This window comes from Paenibacillus sp. CECT 9249 (assembly GCF_918697855.1).
Lineage (GTDB): Bacteria > Bacillota > Bacilli > Paenibacillales > Paenibacillaceae > MSJ-34.
Map to the genome: position 1 here is coordinate 389,559 of NZ_CAKKLI010000001.1, position 21,978 is coordinate 411,536.

20 protein-coding genes are annotated in these 21,978 nt (G+C 50.9%); all 20 read right to left on the reverse strand.

Annotated features, from left to right (window positions below; all coding sequences use genetic code 11):
- Nucleotides 1-822: a histidine kinase gene (locus LQ229_RS01805; RefSeq protein WP_216538555.1), complete on the reverse strand. Its 822-nt coding sequence runs from the start codon at nt 820-822 to the stop codon at nt 1-3.
- Nucleotides 822-2,378, reverse strand: a complete 1,557-nt coding sequence (locus LQ229_RS01810; RefSeq protein ID WP_216538556.1) for a copper resistance protein CopC — start codon at nt 2,376-2,378, stop codon at nt 822-824. Before LQ229_RS01810 ends, LQ229_RS01805 begins: the two co-directional genes overlap by 1 nt.
- 326 nt (nt 2,379-2,704) lie before the next feature.
- Nucleotides 2,705-3,697 (reverse strand): LacI family DNA-binding transcriptional regulator, encoded by a 993-nt coding sequence (locus LQ229_RS01815; protein WP_216538557.1) that lies wholly within the window; start codon nt 3,695-3,697, stop codon nt 2,705-2,707.
- Between the two features lie 172 nt (nt 3,698-3,869).
- Nucleotides 3,870-5,555, reverse strand: a complete 1,686-nt coding sequence (locus LQ229_RS01820; protein ID WP_216538558.1) for an extracellular solute-binding protein — start codon at nt 5,553-5,555, stop codon at nt 3,870-3,872.
- 76 nt (nt 5,556-5,631) lie between these two features.
- The gene (locus LQ229_RS01825; protein WP_216540339.1) at nt 5,632-6,525 is read right to left on the reverse strand and encodes a carbohydrate ABC transporter permease; all 894 of its coding nucleotides are present in this window, start codon (nt 6,523-6,525) and stop codon (nt 5,632-5,634) included.
- Between the two features lie 30 nt (nt 6,526-6,555).
- Nucleotides 6,556-7,512, reverse strand: a complete 957-nt coding sequence (locus LQ229_RS01830) for an ABC transporter permease subunit (protein WP_230190786.1) — start codon at nt 7,510-7,512, stop codon at nt 6,556-6,558.
- A 378-nt stretch (nt 7,513-7,890) separates the two neighbouring features.
- Nucleotides 7,891-8,886, reverse strand: coding sequence for a LacI family DNA-binding transcriptional regulator (locus LQ229_RS01835; RefSeq protein ID WP_216540341.1), 996 nt, complete (start codon nt 8,884-8,886; stop codon nt 7,891-7,893).
- Nucleotides 8,887-8,992: 106 nt separating this feature from the next.
- Nucleotides 8,993-10,342, reverse strand: a complete 1,350-nt coding sequence (locus LQ229_RS01840) for an ABC transporter substrate-binding protein (RefSeq protein WP_216540342.1) — start codon at nt 10,340-10,342, stop codon at nt 8,993-8,995.
- Nucleotides 10,343-10,395: 53 nt separating this feature from the next.
- Nucleotides 10,396-11,280 carry a carbohydrate ABC transporter permease gene (locus LQ229_RS01845; RefSeq protein WP_216540343.1) on the reverse strand — a complete coding sequence of 295 codons (885 nt, stop codon included), beginning with the start codon at nt 11,278-11,280 and terminating at the stop codon, nt 10,396-10,398.
- A complete protein-coding gene (locus LQ229_RS01850; RefSeq protein WP_216540344.1) occupies nt 11,280-12,170 on the reverse strand; it encodes a sugar ABC transporter permease in 891 nt (296 codons plus the stop codon). Before LQ229_RS01850 ends, LQ229_RS01845 begins: the two co-directional genes overlap by 1 nt.
- A gap of 432 nt (nt 12,171-12,602) precedes the next feature.
- Nucleotides 12,603-13,268, reverse strand: coding sequence for an MBL fold metallo-hydrolase (locus LQ229_RS01855; RefSeq protein WP_230190787.1), 666 nt, complete (start codon nt 13,266-13,268; stop codon nt 12,603-12,605).
- A gap of 454 nt (nt 13,269-13,722) precedes the next feature.
- Nucleotides 13,723-14,676 carry an aldolase catalytic domain-containing protein gene (locus LQ229_RS01860; protein WP_216540346.1) on the reverse strand — a complete coding sequence of 318 codons (954 nt, stop codon included), beginning with the start codon at nt 14,674-14,676 and terminating at the stop codon, nt 13,723-13,725.
- Nucleotides 14,677-14,869: 193 nt separating this feature from the next.
- Nucleotides 14,870-15,085: a YezD family protein gene (locus LQ229_RS01865; RefSeq protein ID WP_216540380.1), complete on the reverse strand. Its 216-nt coding sequence runs from the start codon at nt 15,083-15,085 to the stop codon at nt 14,870-14,872.
- A 27-nt stretch (nt 15,086-15,112) separates the two neighbouring features.
- Complete coding sequence (gene cysW, locus LQ229_RS01870; protein WP_216540347.1) at nt 15,113-16,009, reverse strand: sulfate ABC transporter permease subunit CysW; 897 nt, start codon at nt 16,007-16,009, stop codon at nt 15,113-15,115.
- 31 nt (nt 16,010-16,040) lie between these two features.
- The gene (cysT, locus tag LQ229_RS01875; RefSeq protein WP_216540348.1) at nt 16,041-16,892 is read right to left on the reverse strand and encodes a sulfate ABC transporter permease subunit CysT; all 852 of its coding nucleotides are present in this window, start codon (nt 16,890-16,892) and stop codon (nt 16,041-16,043) included.
- A 35-nt stretch (nt 16,893-16,927) separates the two neighbouring features.
- Nucleotides 16,928-18,022, reverse strand: a complete 1,095-nt coding sequence (locus LQ229_RS01880; protein ID WP_230190788.1) for a sulfate ABC transporter substrate-binding protein — start codon at nt 18,020-18,022, stop codon at nt 16,928-16,930.
- 262 nt (nt 18,023-18,284) lie between these two features.
- Nucleotides 18,285-18,839 (reverse strand): GNAT family N-acetyltransferase, encoded by a 555-nt coding sequence (locus tag LQ229_RS01885; RefSeq protein ID WP_216540350.1) that lies wholly within the window; start codon nt 18,837-18,839, stop codon nt 18,285-18,287.
- A 172-nt stretch (nt 18,840-19,011) separates the two neighbouring features.
- A complete protein-coding gene (locus LQ229_RS01890; protein WP_216540351.1) occupies nt 19,012-19,977 on the reverse strand; it encodes a dipeptide ABC transporter ATP-binding protein in 966 nt (321 codons plus the stop codon).
- On the reverse strand, nt 19,974-20,963 hold the full coding sequence (locus LQ229_RS01895; RefSeq protein ID WP_230190789.1) for an ABC transporter ATP-binding protein: 990 nt from the start codon (nt 20,961-20,963) through the stop codon (nt 19,974-19,976). Before LQ229_RS01895 ends, LQ229_RS01890 begins: the two co-directional genes overlap by 4 nt.
- An 80-nt stretch (nt 20,964-21,043) precedes the next feature.
- Nucleotides 21,044-21,970: an oligopeptide ABC transporter permease gene (opp4C, locus tag LQ229_RS01900; protein WP_216540353.1), complete on the reverse strand. Its 927-nt coding sequence runs from the start codon at nt 21,968-21,970 to the stop codon at nt 21,044-21,046.
- Nucleotides 21,971-21,978: the final 8 nt, after the last annotated feature.

Genomic DNA, 21,978 nt, shown 5'->3' on the forward strand with positions numbered 1-21,978 from the left:
TCATTTGCAAATTTCAACGATCGTTCTATCCCCGCTTCGTTTTATGTCAAGCTTCCACCCCATTAGCTGCGTCCGGCTCCGCATCATGACCAGCCCATACCTCCCTTTCGCCTGAAACGGATCTCCGGCAAAACCGATTCCGTCGTCTTCAATGAGGCAGCGGAACTGTTCCCCTTCCGATTCGCCGACAACCCGCACCGTCGTGGCTTGGGCGTGCTTTTGGACATTGATGAGCGCCTCGCGCAAGCATGCGAATAATTCGATTTTCTCTTTGGAAGTAAACTTGTCTTCCGACATCCGCCAATCGACGATGACATCGAATCCCGTATCCTGCTTATATTCTTCAAGCATCGTCATTACCGATTGCGACCAGGGCATGTCGGAAACAGCCGGTTCCGTTCGCAAATTCCCAATCGCTTGCCGAACGTCATCGTATACATGGCGCACCGTTTGCCGCAATTTGTCCATCCGGAGATCCCGTTCCTCGGCCGTCTCGGAAGCTTCCAACTGATCCAGCTTCACCGACAGCATGAACAAAGATTGGGAGATCCCGTCATGCAACTCCTGCGCCAGCTTCTCCCGCTCTTTCAGCGCCGCTTTCTCCCGTTGTTCGCGCTGCAGCCTCTCTTGCGTATCTTCCAGCAGCCCAAACAAGCGGCGCATAATCGTAATCGTCACCAGAAACACGAGAACGACCGCCAAGAAGTTCCCCAAATCCATGGAAATATAGGGGAGAAGAAAGGAATGCCGCGCATATTCCCAAAGCGCGATTGTGACCGTCGGCACCCAAAGGATCAAACATTTAATTTGTTTATATGACATCAGTATATCCGGAACTCCTTACGTTTCACATATTCATTGTCATCGGCGTCCATAATGCGCAATTCGACTTGCCAGCGGCCGGGGAATGCCATATAAGGACCTTTGCTGTCGTATGAATATTTCACGAATCCTTCAAACTCGTCCAATTCCCTATCTTCGTATGGGGCTAGCGGCACGTCGATCGCGCCTGCTTCCGGGCGGTCAAGCGGTTTTAAGCGGAACGTCACCCGTTTGGGCGTGCCGCTTTGTTCGGGAAGCCATACTTTGGCGATAAAGCGATTGTCCCCCGGCGCGTTCGGCGTAATCTTGATCGTCGTATGCAATTCGTCGCCCATCTCATGCCATAGCAGCGTTTCATTGGCCGGCAGCGGGCTGAAATACGTAAAGATGGCTGCGATCAATACGATGGCACTTAGCCATGCCGCATCGATGCGAAGCAGCAAACCGGAAACCGGATTCCCGCGGCGCACGCGGCGGCGAAGCAAATATCCGGTCGCAATGACAAGCAGCACCAGAGCTGTTTTGACGATCAGGAATTTCCCCCAGGCCGTCAGCAATAAATAGCTAAGATCAGGCAAAAATGCAAACGTAGACAAGACGCCCGTCACCGTTAACGCGATCATCGACCAAACGGCCGCATTCGAGAATTGCTGCGCGAACGGCTGCAGCGGTTCGCTCCGAGTCCGCCATAGCGCGAACAATAACATGAGGCCGCCGGCCCAAATCGAAGCGGCAAGCAAATGTACGCCGTTCAGCGCCATCGTATACGCCGGCTGTTCAAACGCGGCGCTATGGCCGCTCCAGCATTTGGCGCCGAGCAGCAGCACGGCCCAAAGCGCGGTCAACCAGCGGCCGCGCATCCAAACGGCAAAGCCTGCGAGCCCGAGCGCGAACGAAGCGAGCCAAGACAAGCCGATCTTCGTGCTTAGGAACAGCTTCAGCCAATCCCCGATCGGTTGTCCTGCAAGCAAGCTGCTGCCCTGAAAATAAATATAGACGACCAGCGCCGCCAAGTGGAGCGGCAACATATATTTGCCTGCCTGGCGAAGCAATCGGGTCCATGCTTCCGTCCCGCCGCGACGCAGAGCGTGCCATAGCGCCGTCCCGGCCACCGCCAGCAGCAGGGCGTAGTAGAAAACCCGCGAAGCGTAGAACAAAAACTGTTCCAACGTTAGCGCCCCGTCCGATTCGCCGTGACCGTGGCCGCCGTGGCCCGCGTGCCCGGTTTGTCCGCCGGGAACGAACGTCGTCGCGTCGATCCGCTTGTCCGGTTCGCCGACCGTAAACACATAAGCGCCCGAAACCGGATGGCCGTCAGCGGAAATGACGCGGTAGCTTACCGTATATACGCCGTCTTCCAATGCAGGAAGAGACAGCCGCAACGTCTTGCGGTCTTCGCTCGGCTCCGGTTCCGCTGCCGCCGCCGGTTTCCCGTTCGAATCCAGCAGCGTAAGCGAAGCGACATCCGCCTCGATCCTCTCGTTGAATTGAAGCTCGATGGCCGGCGGAGCCTCTTGGAGCCGCTCATTCGCATCCGGAACCATGCGCTCGATCACGGCATGAGCTTGCGCGGCAACCGGCCGAAGGCAGAGAGAGAATATGAATATCCCAAGAACGGCCAGCAACCATAAAGTAGATCGTTTTGGAAATGAACATGTATGACAAATATCATTGCGCATTGGCTAATCATTCGCTTTCCAGCAAGTTTTACAACCAGTTTACTATAATCTATCGCAAAAATGCACGCCGCTTCTGATTGTTCACAATAACGCCTTCTTCCATTCCAAACGTTCGATCTGTCGTCCCAAAAGGAAAAACCGCCCTCCTACGATTGCAAGGAAAGCGGATAAAGGATAAAGAGTGTTCGGATGTCGTCATCATGTTACATGCGCGGCGCTGCCGTTGAATTGCGGACAATCAGCTTGGGCTCGAGCTTGACCGTTTTGCTGCGTATCGCATTGCCGTTGATTTGCTTCATTAGTAAGTCGACGGCCGTCCGCCCGATCTGTACCGTAGGCTGCTTCACGGTCGTAAGATGCGGGTGCAGCGCAGAGGCGAAATACTGATCGTCGTATCCGACGACGGATACATGATCCGGCACGCGAATGCCCTCCTGCATCAAAGCATTGATCAATCCGACTGCCATGTTGTCGTCGCATGCGAAAACGGCGGTCGGCAGACGGTCGGCTTCCATCCATTTGCGCCCGATTAGATAACCGTCGTCCATCGCGAACGCGCCCTGTTCGATCGCGAAAGGCTGCAAGCCGGCTTCCCGCAACGCTTGCCTATAACCTTTCTCCCGTTCGACCGAACTTAAGAAATATTCCGGACCTCGTATATGCGCGATTTTCGTATGTCCCAATTCGATTAAATGCCGGGTGGCATCGTAACCTCCTTGAAAATTATTGACGATCACATTGAAGACGGATGGAATGATCTTCTGATTGTCGATCAGTACAAACGGAATTTTGCGCTTCGTTAATTCGACCACATACTGCTCTTCCTTAATAGGGGATAAAATGATCAGCCCGTCCACTCGATCTTCTTGAATCAAGTAATGTTCTTCGTTTTCCAAGCCCGGGGATACGGAAAGCGCCAAATAATAGCCATGCGCCTCCAACGTATTTGTAACTTCATTCACAACCTCATCCAAGAAGGAGTCTTGCAACGTCGTTACGATCAGGCCGATAATGCGCGTTTTTCCCTTCGCCAAGCTTCTTGCAGCCGCATTCGGATGGTAATTCAATTCTCTCATCGCATCCAGCACTTTTTGTCTGTTTTTCTCCCGTACCGACGAGGAATTGTTCAAAACGCGCGATACGGTAACTACCGACAATCCGGACTTTTTCGCTACATCGAAAATGCTAACTCTCATCGTCCTCGCCCCTATAGACCCAAAAATAACACGGTAGGTTGATTTCACTTGCCGATCCTTTACATTCTATAACGATCCCACAATACGAGACTTGCCGTTCATAATGAGAAGAAACGAGGGATACTATTAAAATCATAGCATTCCCTCGCCATTTCTTAAAGCTAATAAACGATTAGCGGCCTAGCGCTTTCAAATTTTCTTTCCATTTTTTGTCGTAGTATTCCAACAGTTTGTCGTAGCCGGACTTAACGGAGTCGGCATGAGCCTTATCCAAAATGTCGAGAACCTCTTGGTCCGTCTTGGCGGTCAACGCTTGCGATCTTACTTTCAGCCAAATATCCTTGACGCGCTGGTAGATGATGCCTTCCTCGGATTCCGGCATCGGAGCCAGGTTGACGAACTCGGTCGCATCGCTTTGCGTTTTCCACGTCACTTCCGATTGCCAACGCGTAGCCCAGTTGCGGTCATTCTCATCCAGCGTTGATTCGTATTTCGTTTTGACGTTATCGACATACACCGTATTGCCGACCCAAGTAATGTTGGTCGTTTCGCCCTGCAGCTTGGCAAGTTCATCTTTCTCCGTTACATATTTTTCCGTAAATTTCGGCGTAATTCCGTCCTCTTCCCATCCATCCCAGAATCTTCCTTCCGGTCCCCACATCAACAATGTTTGCCCTTCCGGACCGGTATACCAGTCAAGGAATGCGAAAACGGCTTCCGGATCTTTGGCGCTCGTCGTAATGACCGCGACGTTCCATCCAAGCACGTTATAGCTTCCCGGATAAATCTTGTTCTTATCCAAGCCTTCTTTATAAATCGGCCAAATCATAAAGTATCCTGCATCCGGATCCTTTTTGGACAGTTCCGCATCGGCAGGCATCGCGAATTTCATCGGATCGGAGCTCGCCAATACCGCTACGCGCCCGTTCATCACCTTCTCGGTAATTTTGTCTTCCGTTTGCGTAAACGCATCTTGCGTCATTAATTTCTCACGGAACAATTTGGCGGCGTATACCGTCGCTTCGCGGAACGGCTCATCCAAAAATATGGATGTCATTTTATCGCCGTCCGGCACGAAGAAATGTCTTGTATAACTGCGGTTGTTTTCTTTAAAAGCGGAATAAAGCTGGTCGATGCCGTTGCCTTCTTTCGCCGTGGTCGTTTCGAACGGAATGACATTCGGGTACTTTTCTTTTACTAATTTGAGGTAATTATACAAATCGTCGGTCGTTTCCAACTTAGGCGAACCTAGTTCTTTGTAAATTTTCTTGTTGACGGCATAGCCGGCGTTTCCGTTCGGCTGGTTCGTGTACCAGTTCGGGAATTGGTACAATTTGCCGTCCTCGGAGCGAAGCATTTTCAACGTATCTTCCCCGAGCCATTTTTTCAAGTTCGGATATTTCTCCATATAATCGTCCAGCGGGACAAGCATGCCCGCTTCGCGCAGCCGCTCCACATCCGCTCCGCGTTCGGTCCATATAATATCGGGCAACTGTCCTGCCACTATCATCGTTTGCAGCTTCTTCTCGGCTTCGTTGCCGGATTGGATCGGTTTAATATTCACTTTCAAATTTTCTTTAATCCATTTGGAAGCTTCGTCCTTGCCCCAAGGAGGCGTCGAATACCAGTCGTAGTGTCCGTAAAAAGAAATCTCAAGCGGCTCTTTCCCGAGCGGATACAGGTCGCTGGCTTCCTCTTGCTGTTGTCCTTGCCCTTCGTTCGTCTGCTCTTGCCCTGTCTGGGGCGTCGGTTCCGCCGGCCCCTGCGAAGTGCCCCCGCCCCCGCTGCATCCTACGATAAGCGACAAGGCCACGATCGCGGATAGGACGCCAAGAATCCATTTTTTCTTACCCTTCATGTTCATACCTTTCCCCTTTCACCTCATTTAATTTATGTTTAAAGCATTGCGCTCTAAACGCCGCAGCATAAACGGGCTATTCCTTCAGCGAACCTACCAGTACGCCCTTGACGAAATATTTTTGAACGAAAGGATACACGCATACGATCGGAATGGTTGCAACCATCATCGTGGCCATGGACAAGGATTTGCTCGTCACGCTCTTCATGGAAGAAATCCGGGCCAACGCCGCCGAATCCACTCCCATGCTTTCGGTCATAATGTTGGAATCCAAAATTTGCTTCAATATCGTCTGGATCGGCAACAATTTTTCGTCGGTAATGTAAATGCTGGCCAAAAACCATTCGTTCCAATGCATAACCGCCGTAAATAACGACAGCGTTGCGATAACCGGCCCCGAAAGCGGCAGGATGATGCGGAAAAATATGCCCCAGTTGCCGCTGCCGTCGATCTTCGCGGATTCCTCCAAACCGGCGGGCAATCCCCGAAAGAAGGTTCTGAATATAATCATGTTCCATACGCTGATCAACAAAGGAATGATATAGACCCAGAAAGTATTCAACAAGTGAAGGGCTCGCATGAGCAAAAATGTGGGAATGAGTCCCCCGTTGAAATACATCGTAATAATGCACATAATCATGTAATATTTGCGGCCGATCAATTCTTTCTTCGACATCCCGTATGCGAAGATGCTGGTCGCCAGAATCGCGGTTACCGTCCCGACGGCCGTACGCGCCACCGATATGAAAAAGCCGTTGATTAATCGCTGGTCCTCGAAGACGATTTTATAATTCTCAAGCGTAAACTCCCGCGGCCAAAAGGTGACGCCTCCCAGGGAAGTATCGAGCCCTTCGTTAAACGAAATGACGAGCGCGTTCCAGAACGGATAAAATGTAGAAAAGGACAGAACGATTAAAAACGCATATATAAAAACAACCATCAAACGATCTCCAAAGCTATCGCGCACCACTGACTTTCACCTCCTGTAAATTGAGCGTTCTTACCATAAGCTGTTGCCGGATCTTCTTGCTATGTAATTCGCTATGGTCAGCAAACCGACGCTAACGACTGCCTTGAACAAACCGACTGCGGTAGCGTAAGAGAACCTGTAGTTATCGATACCGACGCGTATGACATAGGTGTCCAGCACGTCGGAAACATCCCTTAGGCCGTCATTGACCGCAAGCACCAAAATATCTTCATAGCCTGCGCTTATCAGGTTGCCGATCGCAAGAATCATAAAGATGATGACGACGGGCATAATGCTTGGAAGCGTGATTAAATAAATTTGTTTAAACCGGCTCGCGCCGTCCATGGAAGCGGCCTCGTACAAATGAGGGTCGACGCCGGCAATCGCCGCCAAATAAACGATCGAGTTGAAGCCGATCTCCTTCCAGACGTTCGTCGATACGAGGATCCCCCAGAAATAATCGGTCAGCGACAGGAAGTTAATCGGTTCGTCAACGATTCTGAGCTTCTCGAGCAATATATTGACGCTTCCGTTGTCAACGGAAAGCAAGGAACTGACAAGTCCGCCGATAATAACCCAGGACATAAAATGCGGAAGATAAGTGACCGTCTGCACGACTCTTTTGAAAACCATTTTGCGGACCTCATTGAGCATCAGCGCGAGAATAATCGGCGCCGGAAATCCGATCAAAAATTTCAGCAGGCTGATCGCGATCGTGTTGCGCATCACCGTATAAAATTCCGGCGCCGTAAAGAACATATGGAAATGCTTAAACCCAGCCCATGGATTCACAAAAAAACTGTTGGTAAGCTTGTAGTCCTGAAAAGCGAACAAAATGCCGTACATCGGTAAGTAACTAAATACGAAAATGAGCGCGAGCGCAGGCAGAACCATCAATTGGATATCCCACTGCGCCAAAAACCGCCTAACCGGCCCTTTGCGGTTTTTCTCGATCACGCGCTCCCGATTCGTTGAAATTTGAGCCATCTTTATCCCCCCGTAGTAATAAATTGCATGACTTGCCGATTTGCCCGACGCTATCGCAGAGTTCAAAACAACATTCGAGCAAAAATTAAAAGGTTTTAACTTAATGTTTCCAGCCTGCCAATAAATTTTTGTTTAATCAATCGTATAAACTCAATATTATCATGTATGTATACGCTTACCTAAGGTGTGAAAAATAAAACGAAAACATCGTTTTTTTCAATTAAAAATTAAAAGGCTTTAATTTATTATGTCTATATAATATATTCAAAGCAATAAATTTTCAATAGCAATATTGGTTTTTTTTGCAAAAAAAAAGAATTCAAGCCTTCGCGGGTGACGCGTGGAATGAATTCCTTCGTTCATATGAAAAATGAGAATTTAATCCGATTTGGGAGCGGCCGTCGATTCGCGTACGATCAACTCCGGATCAAACTTGACCGTCATGCTCCGTTTCAAATTGCCGTCAATTTGTTTCAACAAAATATCGACCGCCGTTTTGCCGATTTGCGCCGACGGCTGTCTTACGGTCGTAAGATAGGGTTTTAGCGCGGACGCGAAGATTTGGTCGTCATAACCGACAACCGATACGTCTTGCGGCACGCGTATTCCGACCTCGCTTAAAGCGTTCATAAACCCGATCGCCAAATTGTCGTCTCCGGCGAATACGGCGGTCGGCAACGAACTCGCTTCCATCCATTTGCGGGCAATTTTGTATCCTTGCTTAATCGTAAATTCCCCTTGCTCGACCGCGAACGGCTCCAAACCCTCTTCCTGAAGCGCTTGTAAATATCCTTTCTCGCGTTCGATCGCGCTTAAGAAGAAGGCCGGTCCGCCAAGATGGGCGATTTTCTTATGCCCGAGCTCGATCAAATGCTTGGTCGCGTCGTATCCGCCTTTAAAGTTGTCGACGATGACGTTGGAAACCGACGGAATATCCTTCTGGTTATCGACCATCACGAACGGGATTTTCCGTTTCTTCAGTTCGACAACGTAAGGGCCTTCATTGACCGGAGACAAAATAATGAGCCCGTCAACCCGGTCCTCCTGGATCAAATAATGTTCCTCGTCTTCCATGCCCGACGATACGGACAACGCCAAATAATAGCCGTGCGCCTTGAGTACATCTGTAACTTCTTTCACAACCTCGTCGAGAAAGGAGTCTTGCAGTGTCGTCACGATTAAACCGATAATGCGCGTTTTGCCCCTTGCCAAACTTCTGGCGGCCGCATTCGGATGATAATCGAGCTCTTTAATTGCCTTCAGCACTTTTTCCCGGTTTTTTTCACGGACCGACGTCGAATTGTTCAATACGCGGGACACCGTGACGACCGATAATCCGGACTTTTTGGCCACGTCAAAAATATTAACCTTCATAGACCTCGCTCCTACAACCTTAAATGCTTATATTATAGTATATACCGAAGGGGAATGAAAATCCTTTCATTCCCCATACCGTTGACCCCGCTTCCTTTACTGTACCCTATTTATTGACGCGTTCCAATAGTTTATTCAATTTTTCTTGCAGCGCGGGCAATGCTTCGGCCGGTTTTTTGTCGCCGTTCTGCACCGGCTGCAATTCGTTAATAAACAATTCGTTAATTTGCGAGTAGTTGGCGACCAAATGGTTATACGATTCCACGCCATGCGTATTCGCGCCGTCATATACTTGCTTGATCAATGCCGGGTCGATGCCTTCAAAGGAATTATAGTATGTCTCCTTCGCTTTGTCGTTGATTGGCGGCGTGCCGCCGCTCAGCTCGATCGATTTCTCCTGCACTTCCTGGGTGATCATATATTTAATAAATTCGTAAGCTTCTTTCGGATGTTTCGAATCTTTCAGCACGAACAGCGGATCGATGTACAGCACGCTGCGCTCTTTCGGATCGCCGCCGATCGGCACGGCCGCTACGCCGACTTTGAAATCAAACTCGCTTTGACTCGCCAAGCTCCAGGAGCCGACGACGGACATCGCCACTTTCCCCGACAAGAACGGATCGCCGAATTGTCCGGCCACGGAATTGCTCCATGCAGGCGTCGGAGACACTTTTTTGTCATGAATCAAACCGATCCATTTGTCGTAAGCGGCAATCGCTTCCGGCGAATCGAAATGCGTTTCGCTCGGCTTGCCACCGTTGGTCCACGTATCGTCCGAATACACTTTCGCCCCGAAATAGGCCGGTCTCATATCCAGTTCGCCCCAACCGAAATCCACACCGTACTGGGATTTTGTAATATCTTCGTCGCGGATGGTCAGCTTGTCGGCATATTCCACCATCTTATCGAACGTCCAGCTTTCGTCGTTATAATCGGCCGGCGGATACGGCACGCCGGCTTGATCGAACAAATCTTTATTATAGAGCAGCAAAGTGATGTAGTTGCTGAAAGGGATTCCGTACGTTTTGCCGTCCACTTTGTAAATATCCATCAACTCCGGCGCAATGCCGTAATCCGCCGGATTGAAGTTATCCTCTTTCATAATGTCGGTTAGATCCGTGAGCATGCCTTTATTGTAATATTCCGCAAACCCGCCGTAACCGAAGTGCGACGTAATGTCCGGCGATTTCTTCGCCGCGATTTGCGCCTGCAGTTTGGAATCGAATTGCTCGTACGGCGCCTTATCGACCTTCACTTTAATGTTCGGATGCTTCGCTTCGAAATCCGGAATCAACTTCTCCACATACGTTCTGTCCGGCGAATCGATCGTATAATACGTAATCGTTACCGTCTTCCCGCTGCCGCCTCCCGTTTCCCCGCCGCAAGCGGTTAAAAACAACGAAAACAGCAACGTCAAACCGAGCAGCGCCAACAGCATTTTTTTCCCCTGTCTCATTCAAACATCCCCCTGTAAAGGTTTTTTTATATATCAAGCAATCGCAATGGCGACTACTTAATACCGGTAAGAACAATGCCTTCGGTAAAGCGTTTCTGCGCGACCGAGAACAAGACGATAATCGGCAGCACCGTTAAGATGGACGCGCACATCAGCAAGTTCCACGGCGATATGCGGAATTTCGACGAGATCATCGCCGCCATGCCGATCGGCAGCGTAAATTTTTCTTGCGAGCTTAAATACAGCACCGGCGCCAGCAAATCGTTCCAAGTCCATATGAAGGTGAAAATAGCGACCGTCGCAATGGCCGGGCCGGACAGCGGCAGCGCAATATTCCAGAACATGCGGAACTCGCTGCAGCCGTCTATTTTGCCCGAGTCGTACAACTCGTTCGGCAGCGTGCTGAAAAACTGCCGCAGCAAAAAGATTTGATACGCCGAACCGAAAAAGGCCGGCACGATGAGCGGCAGAAACGTATCCATCCAGCCAAGCTCGGAAAACAGTATAAATTGCGGTATCATAATCGCCGGATAAGGCAGCATCATCGTAGAGATCATCAACATGAACAAAATTTGCTTCCCTTTCGCCCGAAAACGCGCGAACCCGTATGCGACCAGGGCCGAAGACATCACTGTCCCGATCACGGAACTGATGGCGATAATCAAGCTGTTTTTATACAAAATGCCGAATTTGATTTCTTCATTGGTAAACAACGTCCGGAAGTTATCCCAGGCGAATACCTCCGGAATCCAGGTCGGCGGAAAACGAAGCATTTCCTTCGTCGTTTTCAGCGATGTCGAGACCATAAAGAATAAAGGCGACAACATGGCGACGGTGCATACGAGCAAAATAAGGAAAGCGACGATTTGCCCGGCCGTTACTTTCTTTCTCTTATCCGCCTTGATCATCGGTTTGTTCTCCAGCGCGACTTGATTCATTACTCCCGCCCTCCTTCATAGTAAACATAGCGATTCGAAGTTTTCATAATAATGATCGTGACGATCAAGATCGCAATGAGCAGCAGCCACGCCATCGCCGACGCATACCCTAAGCGGAAATCTTTAAATGCGCTTACATACAAGTTGTAAACATAGAACCGGGTCGCATAGTTCGGCCCGCCCTGCGTCATGACGTACGCTTGCGTAAACACCTGGAACGATTCGATGACAGACATGATCAACTGGAATAAAAATACGGGCGAAATCATCGGAAACGTGACGTTCCAGAACGTTTTCCAACGTCCCGCTCCGTCCAGCCGCGCAGCCTCCAACAAGCTTGCCGGAACCCCTTGCAGCCCGGCCAGGAAAATCAGCATCCCCGTACCCATTCCCCAAAACGACATAATAATGAGCGCCCATAACGCATAATGCTCATCGAGCAGCCAAGCCGGCCCCTTCACGCCGAACCAAGACAATATGTAATTCAGAAAACCGATTTCGGGGTTGAACACCCAGAACCATAAAAGGGACATGGAGACGCCCGATACCATGCTCGGAAAATACATCGCCGTGCGGAAAAAGCCGCGGGCCGGCACTTTCTGGTTGATCAGCATCGCAAACAGCAAAGATAAAATCAACGATAGCGGCACGCTGATGAACGTATACTTTAACGTGACGGCAATGGACTTATAGAACAACTCGTCCCGAAACAGCTCCTTGAAATTATCCAGTCCGATAAATGTCGGCTTGCTGATAATGTCGTAGTCCGTAAAGCTGTAATAAAGCGATGCCAAAATCGGGTACATGGCAAACACGGCAAACCCGATCAACCACGGCATAATGAACAAATAAAAATACATTCCCTCTCTTCTCGATTCGGATAACTTCATCCCTTAACCCCTCTCTCATTCTTTAAGCTTGGACGTCCAACCGCAAAAGTTAAAGGGCTTTAACTTTTGCGAAAATAAAAAACCCCCGAACTCCTTATCATGCAGCACCTCTGGTTTTTTACATTTTTTCCTAAAAAAATAATTGAATGCGTTTACTTGTCGGGTAAAAAAAATAACACCAAGCTGCCTTGTCCTTAAAAATTAAAGGGCTTTAACTTTTTTATCTATTCTTATCATACGTTCTAATGGATTATTTTTCAATAGTTTTTTTTAATTTTTCTCATGAAACTTTCGGCGATGGCAAATCGTACTATATGGGAATCATGGATAAGGTCTACTATAATCCGAAGACCGGCGAGCGCGAATACGTTCGGGTCGAGGAATAATACATTCCCCGGAGCTTATCCATTCCGTATAGCCCCGGGGATGCTTTTATTGGCGCAAATAGGCGCCGATTTGTTCGGCGGGCCGCAGTACGGAGCCGCCATGGCAAACTTCCAATCGGCCCGGCTTGATATGCTCCACGACTCGGGCGCTGCGCAGCGCCTCCTCCATGTCCGCGGTGAACATCGCCATCGGCCGCTTCAGCCGGCCGCCGCTTGATGTGAACAAATCGCCCGCAAGCATAACATCGTCTTGTTCATGATAATAAACGACATGTCCGGGCGAATGCCCCGGCGCGTGCAGCGGCGTTAATCCGCCGACCTGCGCCAGCTTGCCTTGTCCGTCGGTTGGCAGCGCGCTTGCGATGCCTGCCGGCACCGATTGCGCCGCTTTCTTCCGCCGCGGGTACGGCTGCCTTCCTTCCATATACGGTATTTCAAGCTCATGCGCCATCACGGGAATATCTCCGCCGAAGGCGGCCAGCACCCGCGTTATCGCCCCGACATGATCGGAATGGCCGTGCGTCAGCGCGATGCGGCGCAACGGCCCGTGTCCGCCGGCTTCAATCCAGCGCGTAATCTTTGCCGCCATCGGCCCGATGCCGGCGTCGACCAGCGTCCAGCCGTCCTCCTCCTTCACAAGCCATACATTGACGGGAATGAGTACCCATGCCCGCAAACTCCATATATGTTCCGATATTCTCGTCCATTTCATCTTGATCGCATCCTTTCAATCCGCCGAATCTAATATAACCATTGGTTACTAACCGTTGGTTATATTATAGGACGAATCTTTTTCCCTTGTCAACGAAAATTTCGTCGGCCGGCTTTACACTGTTTCATGATGGATCAAACCGATGCTTGGCTGCATATCGTCCGATTGGCTAACGGATGTAGGAGACGCTATTTGAGCAAATTCGCGACTTTTCTAAATGTAACGGATTTGAGGAACCTAATTTTGGGAGATTCGTTCATTTCTCGCTAGAAAAACAACCAATAAGAGCTCCGGCTTCCGTTACAATCCGAAAAGACTTTTTCTTCCCACGATAAGGTCTTCCATTTCCGTTACAAATGATGAACGTCGAATTCGCTTATCCGCCAGTTTCCAATCGCAAAAAGGCATGACCGGCCGCCAAAGCGGAGCCGATCATGCCTTTGTCTAAATCATCTTACTTGCTTAGAATTTCGGGCGTAGTCAGTTTATCGTAAAAATCCACTACTTTGTCTTTATCTTCGGAAGCGCGCAGAGCCATCGCCGAGCGCGGATGCTCGTCAAGCGTGCCCGTAATCATGTATGGGATCAAATAACCCCATTCTTCTTTTTCCCGAAGCGGTATCATATAACGCTCGATGATGTCGAGCACGGGCCGCAATTTGTAATTCGTATGCTTCAAATGGGTGACGAGCAGCTCTGTCGGGCAATTGCCCGCAGCCCGTCCCATGCCGTATACGGATGCGTCCAGCAGCTCCACTCCGTTCTCAACGGCGACCAGCGTGTTGGAGAACGCAAGCTGCATGTTGTTATGCGTATGAACGCCCAGACGTTTGTTAGGCAGATGCTGTTTGAATTTGCTGATTAAATATTTGAAATCGTTATGATCCAGACTGCCGTAAGAGTCGACAACATAAACGATATCGACGACGCTTTCTTTAATCATTTCGAACGCTTCAAGCAGTTCATGCTCCATCACGTTCGACAACGCCATAATATTTAACGTCGTTTCGTAGCCGCGGTCGTGGAAGGTTTGCACCAGTTGCAGCGCTTTATCCACGTCTTTAATATAGCACGCGACGCGAATGAGATCGAGCATGCTCTCGCTGCGCGGCAAAATATCGTTTTCGTCGACGCGGCCGATATCCACCAAGGCGGATAATTTGGTCGTGCCTTTTTGCGGAATGACTTTACGCAGGAAATCGTCGTTCAGAAAACGCCACGGTCCCGCTTGATCGGCTCCTTTTAACAGTTTCGGAGAGTTTTTGTAACCGATCTCCATGTAATCGACGCCCGCTTCGTTTAGTCCCGCATATAAATTCTGTACGAATTCGACGCTGAAGTCCCAATTGTTGACGAGCCCGCCGTCACGAATCGTACAATCGACGATTTTACATTGATTCGCCTTCATCAAGATGTCTCCTTTTACCCAATAACATTTTCCTTTCATTCTACTTGATATTGCAACCTAAAGCAAAAGAAATATTGACGATGCTGTCGAATTTTGCCTGCGCCGCGAAGCCGAAAACTTCGCCTTGATCCTCCTGCGAAACGGAACATGGCAAAGAGGACTGTCCCCCGACACAGTCCCTTCGTTTAAAGCATTATTTCCGGTCTTTCCCCTTTTTATCTTCTCCTTTTTGTTTCCCTGCGCCGGCAAGAGGCGGATATTCCGAGTCAAACCGTTTACGCTCGGTCCGTTCGATTTGCACGATTTTGCCGTCATGCACAACGATTTGCACGTTGCCGTATTCCAAGCCTCTCACGCTGGCCAATATCCGCTCTGCCCACAGATCATCGATTTGAAGCGGTTTGCTCATCATCTTATCCTCCCGTTTCTTCTATATTTACGCACTTGTTTTCTTTCCTTTCGGCGATTGCAACCGGCGCTGCTTTGCTTCCACGACGCTCTTCGCCGCCAGCGTTGCCAAAGCAAGCAGTACGAGCAACGAAGCAACGGAGAACGAAGCGGCAAACTGATATTCATTGTATAAAATTTCCACATGCAACGGCAGCGTGTTCGTTTCCCCGCGAATATGCCCGGAAACGACCGATACGGCTCCAAACTCCCCCATGGCGCGCGCATTGCACAAAATAATGCCGTACAACAGCCCCCACTTTATGTTGGGCAGCGTAACGCGCCAAAACGTTTGCCATCCGCTTGCCCCCAGGCTGATGGCAGCCTCTTCGTCCTGGATGCCTTGCGATTCCATTAAGGGAATCAATTCCCTGGCGACGAACGGAAATGTCACGAACAACGTGGACAGTACAATTCCCGGCAGAGCGTAAATGATTTGAACATTGTGCTCCGCCAAAAAGGCGCCGAATAAGCCGCGCGAGCCGAACAAGAGCACGAAGATCAGTCCCGATATAACGGGAGATACCGCGAACGGCAAATCGATGATCGTCGTCAAGACGTTCTTTCCTCGGAAACGAAACTTCGTAATGAGCCATGCGGCGGCGATGCCGAACAGCGTATTGAGCGGCACGACAATCGCCGAAGTCAGCAGCGTTAATCGGATCGCGGACCATGCGTCTTTCTCGGCGATCGCGGCGAAGAACACTTCCGCGCCTTTCCGGAACGCTTGCGCAAAGACGGTAATAAGCGGCAATACAAGCACTACGCCCAAAAAAAGCAGCGCCGCCGCGATTAATATCCATTTGACGAGCGACGATTCCGTAATATGTTTCGGCCTGATGTCCGAAGTCGAATACGTTCCCGCGGTTGTTGCATATCCGGCCATTTGCCCATTCCCCCCTTCACCCTGCCGGCCTTTATCCGGATATCGTTTTGCGCCTGCTGCGCCATTGGAGCCAGTTAATCATCAATAACATGAGGAACGAGATCGCCAGCATGACGAGCGCAATCGCCGTAGCCCCGGCATAGTCGTATTGCTCCAGCTTCGTCATAATGAGCAGCGGGGCGATTTCCGTTTTCATCGGCATATTGCCGGAAATGAATACGACCGAACCGTATTCTCCGATTCCGCGAGCAAACGCCAGAGCAAATCCGGTCAAAAGCGGAGGCAGCAGCTCCGGAAAAATGATCCGGCTGAACGTCCTCCATCGGTACGCCCCAAGCGAGGCGGCCGCTTCTTCCACATCCTTCTCCAACTCTTGCAGCACCGGCTGCACCGTGCGAACGACAAACGGCAAGCCGATAAAGACGAGCGCGATCGTAATGCCGACCGGAGAATACGCCGTTTTCACGCCAAGCTGATGAAATAAGCCGCCGAGCCAGCCGTTCTCCGCATAGATGGCCGTCAAGGCGATCCCGGCTACCGCCGTCGGCAGCGCGAACGGCAAATCGATCAAGCCGTCGACGATACGTTTTCCCGGGAAATGATAACGAACGAGCACCCACGCTGCCAGCAAACCGAATCCCGCATTGACAAGCGCCGCGAAGAAAGCGGTAAGGAAGCTGATCTGATAGGAGGCTACGACGCGCGGGTCGAGAATCGCCTGCCAGAAACGATCCCAACCCGCCGCCGCGGAATGTATAACGAGCGCCGATAGCGGAAACAACACGAGACAGCTTACATAGAAGACGACGATGCCCATCGTCAGGCCGAACCCCGGTACGACCTTCCGCATCCTTCCACTCGTCGTTTGAACCGATAGTCTCATCAGCCAAGTCCCCCCCCTGATTCGCCGTTTCCGGCTTACTTTCCGTTTAAATAAATCCGGTCGAATACGCCGCCGTCCGCGAAATGCGTTTTTTGCGCCTGCTTCCAGCCGCCGAATACGTCGTCAACCGTCAAAAGGCTCACCTGCGGAAACTCGAATTTTTGAGCGACCGATTCGAGACGCGGGCGATAGAAATTTTTCGCTGCGATCGTTTGGCCTTCTTCCGTATACAAATATTCGAGATACGCTTTCGCCACTTCGCGAGTTCCTTTTTTATCGACGACTTTATCGACAACGGCAACGGGAGGTTCCGCCAAAATGCTGATCGAAGGCACGACAATCTCAAATTTGTCCTCGCCGAATTCTTTCAACGACAGAAACGCTTCATTCTCCCATGCGATCAGCACATCGCCGATTCCTCTTTCCACGAACGTCGTTGTCGAACCGCGCGCCCCGGAATCGAGCACCGGAACGTTCTTAAACAATGCCGACAGAAACTCTTCCGCTTTCTGTTCGTCGTTCCCGTTCTTTTGCAGCGCATATCCCCATGCCGCTAAATAATTCCAACGCGCCCCCCCGGACGTCTTCGGATTCGGCGTAATGACCGAAACGGCCGGTTTGATTAAATCGTCCCAGTCCTTAATTCCTTTCGGATTGCCGGTGCGTACGAGAAAGACGATGGTGGACGTGTACGGCGAGCTGTTCTGGTCGAGCTTGGTTTGCCAGCCTTCCTCTATGAGTCCCGCCGCCTGAATTTCATCGATATCGTAAGCGAGCGCCAGCGTTACAACATCCGCCTGCAAGCCGTCGATGACCGAGCGCCCTTGCTTGCCCGATCCTCCATGCGATTGTTTCACCGTTACCTTTTGCCCCGTCTGCTCCTTCCAATAGACCGCGAACGCTTTGTTATACTCTTCGTAAAGCTCCCGGGTCGGATCGTACGATACGTTGAGCAGTTCGACCGGAGCTTTCGCCGCTTCCGGCTTCTCTTCCCGAACGCTAGCTTGAGCGGGCTGCTCCCCCGAACGGCCTTGGCTCCCCTCCTTCGTGTTCGTTTGCCCTCCGCCGCAAGCCGTTAAGCTTACCAATAAGACAGTGATGACAGCCGTTAATAACGTTACCTTTTTCATCGTTCTCTAACTCCTTTATTGTTCATGCTTGCATCGTTTCTTTCCGAAAAAAAGTACAAAAAAAGACACATACCACTCCTTTCGCCAAATGGGTTGTGTCTCCGGCTGTCCGGTAAACCAACTATTCCTATTAAATTAGTAAGGATTTAATTTGCAATTATCATATCACCGAATTTTTCCCATGTCAATACAAAAAATGGGCGGGTTGGCCCACCCTTCCTATCCGGCAGCGGGCGCTCCCTATCGCCCAATCCTCCGCTTGTCAACGCCGGATGTGCGAATTCCAATCATCCGCCAACATGGCGTATACCGCATGATCGACAAAACGGTCGTTTACCCACTCTTCCTGCCTGCAAACGCCTTCCAGCTGAAATCCCAATCGTTCCGGAATCGCCCGGCTCTTCGCATTGCCGACTCCCGCCCGAATTTCCACCCGGTTCAAATTCAATTCTTCAAAGGCATAATCAAGCAGCCGCCTGCACGAATCCGCCATGATCCCTTTGCCCTGCGCTTGCTCGTCCAACCAGTAGCCGATCGACGTCTTGCGGTTGGTCCAATCTATCCGATGGAATCCTATACAACCTGCCAAACGGCCCTCATAAAAAATGCCGCATTGAAATCCTCTGTTTTGCGCGAATTGCTCCAAAACCATGGAAATGAATTGCTTCGAATCTTCCTCGCTGCGAGTAATGTCCACCCACGGCAGCCATTCGCGCAAATAATCGCGGTTCCGCTCCGTTAGTTGAAATAATTCCGGCGCATGTTTCCATTCCAACAACTTCAATTCAAGCGATTCGCGAATCGTACAAACAAACATGGTCCATCCCCCCGTTCCATCGATAAGTTACCTTTCTGCATTTCATAGAGTATCGGTGTTGCCGGCGATAAAGATAGTTCCATTATATTGGATTAGAAAGCGGAATGAAACGTCAAACGAAAAACGGCGAGAAACCGCTCCCGCCGCATTCGCCGTCATGTTCGACCATATATCATACAAGATGGCAAGCGACGAAATGCCCTTCGCCCACATCTCTATACTCCGGAATTTGCCGTTTGCACCATTCGGTCGCTATCGGACAACGCGTATGAAATTTGCATCCCGACGGCGGATTGGCCGGACTCGGTATATCCCCCTCCAGCACGATTCTTTCCCGCTTCAAGGTCGGATCGGGAATGGGAATGGCCGACATCAGCGCTTTCGTATAAGGATGAAGCGGATTGCCGAACAATTGGCTCCTGCTCGCCGTCTCGACGATCGAACCGAGATACATGACGCCGACGCGATTGCACAAATGTTCGACCACGCTCAAATCGTGGGAAATGAACAGGTATGTCAGTTGCTTCTCCCGCTGGAGATCGCTGAGCAAGTTAATAATTTGCGCTTGAATCGACACGTCCAGCGCCGACACCGGCTCGTCGGCCACGACAAATTCCGGGTTCATAATGAGCGCCCGGGCAATGCCGATGCGCTGCCGCTGTCCCCCGGAAAACTCGTGGGGATACCGCTCATAATGATAGCTTGCCAGACCGCAAAGCTCCATCGTTTCGACAACCCGGTCCCGTACGTCTTTGCGCTTGGCAAGACCGTGGTCGATCAACGCTTCGCCGATCGCTTCCCCGACTTTGATCCGGGGATTGAGCGAACCGAACGGATCCTGGAATATCATTTGCAGCTTCGGACGCATGGAACGCATGTCCTTGTTGGATAGCTGATGGATATCCTGCCCCTTGAACGATATGACGCCCTCCGTCTTCTCGGTCAGGCGCAAAATCGTCCGGCCGATCGTGCTCTTCCCGCAGCCGGACTCGCCGACGAGCCCGAACGACTCGCCTCTCTTGATTTGAAAGGAAACGCCGTCCACCGCCTTCACGTTGCCGATCGTACGCTGGAATACGCCGCCGCGAATCGGAAAGTACTTTTTCAGCTGCTGCACCTGAATCAACGCTTCGCTCATCGCTTATTCCCCGCTTCCTCATACAACCAGCAGGCTGTCTTATGTTTGCCGCCGTCATGCGCGCGCAGCGGCGGCTGTTTCTGCTTGCAAATGTCCATGCAAAAGGCGCAGCGGTCGTGAAAATGGCAATTGTCGCCCAACTCGACAGGATTGGGGACCTGCCCCGGGATCGAATACAGCCGTTCCCGGTTCTGATTGAGAATCGGCTTCGCTTTCAACAGCCCTTGCGTATACGGATGCCGCGGGTTTTGGAACAGCTCCAGCACCGGCGCTTCCTCAATCACTTTCCCTGCGTACATCACGACGACAAAATCGGCCATTTCGGCGACAACGCCCAGATCATGCGTAATCAGCATAATCGATGTCTTGATTTTATCCTTAATATCCCGCATTAAATCCAAGATTTGCGCCTGGATCGTTACATCCAGCGCCGTCGTCGGTTCGTCGGCAATGAGCAGCTTCGGATTGCAGCTCAGCGCGATGGCGATCATGACCCGCTGGCGCATTCCCCCGCTAAGCTCATGCGGGAACGAGCCGAATATTTGTTCCGCCCGCGGAATGCCTACCAAATTGATTAGTTCGATCGCCCTGTCGCGGGCTTCCTTGCGGTCGAGCAGCAGATGAAGCATAAGCGGCTCCATAATTTGCTCTCCGATGGTGAGAACCGGGTTCAGCGAAGACATCGGCTCCTGGAAAATAATCGAAATTTCGTTGCCGCGAATCCGGCTCATTTCGCGCTTGCTCAATCGCAGGATGTCCTTTCCCTCGAACCTTATTTCCCCGCCGGCAATTTCGCCCGGAGGAGTCTCGATCAAGCGCATAAGAGACATCGCCGTTACGCTCTTGCCGCAGCCGGATTCCCCGACGACACAAAGGGTTTCGCCTTCGCGTATCGTGAAGCTGACGTCGTCGACAGCTTTGACCACACCGGCGGATGTATGAAAATGCGTTTTTAAATTTCGAAATTCGACTAACACTTTCGCCATATCGCATCTCCTTCTTGAAATGATCGGCTGCCCGGGGTGCCCGATAATTGTCGGGCTGGCATTGGCGCTTGCCCGCGTTCTTATCTGTGTTTCATTTTCGGATCCAAAGCGTCGCGAAGCGCGTCGCCGATCAGGTTAATAGCCGTCACGGTAATAAGAATGCACATGCCGGGCGGCACCCACAGCCAAGGCCTCTTGCGAAAATCGATCAAATTGTTGGCCGCCGAGATCATATTGCCCCATGATGGAGTCGGAGGCACGACGCCGATCCCGAGAAAACTGAGCGCCGATTCGTAGATGATGGCGCTCGCCACGCCAAGCGTCGCCGATACGATAATGATCGGAACGACGTTCGGCATCAGATGGCGGAATATTTTGCGCCGGTCGCGCAATCCCAAGGCGTCGGTAGCCTGCATAAATTCCATCTCGCGCAGCATCAGCATTTGGCCGCGTACGAGCCGCGACAAACTCGTCCAGCCAAGCAAGCCGATAATAAGCATAAGGAAGTAAATGCGGTCGGCGGAATCGACTTTCAAATCGGACAATACGGCGCCTAATATAATGAGAATCGGCAAAGACGGCAAGGACATGAATATATCGGCAATCCGCATAATGATCGCATCTGCGCCTCTGCGGTAAAATCCGGCCACCGCACCGAGCGTCGCGCCAATCACGACCGATATGCCCGTAGCTACGAGTCCGACGGTGAGCGAGATCCGTCCCGCCAGCATCGTCCGCAGCAGAATATCGCGTCCGAGCTTATCGGTGCCGAGCCAATGGGCGCTGTTGGGCGGCTGATTTTTATATGCCAAATCATAATCTTCCAATTCGTAAGGCGAGAACAAAGGCCCAATGAAACTGATCAGAAACATCAAGATTAATATAATAAGTCCCGCCAAAGCAAAGCGGTTTCGCGCGAACCGGCGCATCGCCGTTTTCCAGGGAGAAGCCGGCCGCTTGACGGCGACTTTAGCATTCGTATCCAAAGACGAAACTCTCGCGGACACCTCGACCA

Excerpts from the sequence above, each read along its gene's own strand:
- LQ229_RS01805 (WP_216538555.1), bottom strand. The coding sequence starts at position 822 with ATGTCATATAAACAAATTAAATGTTTGATCCTTTGGGTGCCGACGGTC.
- LQ229_RS01815 (WP_216538557.1), bottom strand. The coding sequence starts at position 3,697 with ATGAGAGTTAGCATTTTCGATGTAGCGAAAAAGTCCGGATTGTCGGTA.
- LQ229_RS01820 (WP_216538558.1), bottom strand. The coding sequence starts at position 5,555 with ATGAAGGGTAAGAAAAAATGGATTCTTGGCGTCCTATCCGCGATCGTG.
- LQ229_RS01830 (WP_230190786.1), bottom strand. The coding sequence starts at position 7,512 with ATGGCTCAAATTTCAACGAATCGGGAGCGCGTGATCGAGAAAAACCGC.
- LQ229_RS01835 (WP_216540341.1), bottom strand. The coding sequence starts at position 8,886 with ATGAAGGTTAATATTTTTGACGTGGCCAAAAAGTCCGGATTATCGGTC.
- LQ229_RS01840 (WP_216540342.1), bottom strand. The coding sequence starts at position 10,342 with ATGAGACAGGGGAAAAAAATGCTGTTGGCGCTGCTCGGTTTGACGTTG.
- LQ229_RS01845 (WP_216540343.1), bottom strand. The coding sequence starts at position 11,280 with ATGAATCAAGTCGCGCTGGAGAACAAACCGATGATCAAGGCGGATAAG.
- LQ229_RS01850 (WP_216540344.1), bottom strand. The coding sequence starts at position 12,170 with ATGAAGTTATCCGAATCGAGAAGAGAGGGAATGTATTTTTATTTGTTC.
- LQ229_RS01855 (WP_230190787.1), bottom strand. The coding sequence starts at position 13,268 with ATGAAATGGACGAGAATATCGGAACATATATGGAGTTTGCGGGCATGG.
- LQ229_RS01860 (WP_216540346.1), bottom strand. The coding sequence starts at position 14,676 with ATGAAGGCGAATCAATGTAAAATCGTCGATTGTACGATTCGTGACGGC.
- LQ229_RS01865 (WP_216540380.1), bottom strand. The coding sequence starts at position 15,085 with ATGAGCAAACCGCTTCAAATCGATGATCTGTGGGCAGAGCGGATATTG.
- cysW (WP_216540347.1), bottom strand. The coding sequence starts at position 16,009 with ATGGCCGGATATGCAACAACCGCGGGAACGTATTCGACTTCGGACATC.
- cysT (WP_216540348.1), bottom strand. The coding sequence starts at position 16,892 with ATGAGACTATCGGTTCAAACGACGAGTGGAAGGATGCGGAAGGTCGTA.
- LQ229_RS01880 (WP_230190788.1), bottom strand. The coding sequence starts at position 18,022 with ATGAAAAAGGTAACGTTATTAACGGCTGTCATCACTGTCTTATTGGTA.
- LQ229_RS01885 (WP_216540350.1), bottom strand. The coding sequence starts at position 18,839 with ATGTTTGTTTGTACGATTCGCGAATCGCTTGAATTGAAGTTGTTGGAA.
- LQ229_RS01890 (WP_216540351.1), bottom strand. The coding sequence starts at position 19,977 with ATGAGCGAAGCGTTGATTCAGGTGCAGCAGCTGAAAAAGTACTTTCCG.
- LQ229_RS01895 (WP_230190789.1), bottom strand. The coding sequence starts at position 20,963 with ATGGCGAAAGTGTTAGTCGAATTTCGAAATTTAAAAACGCATTTTCAT.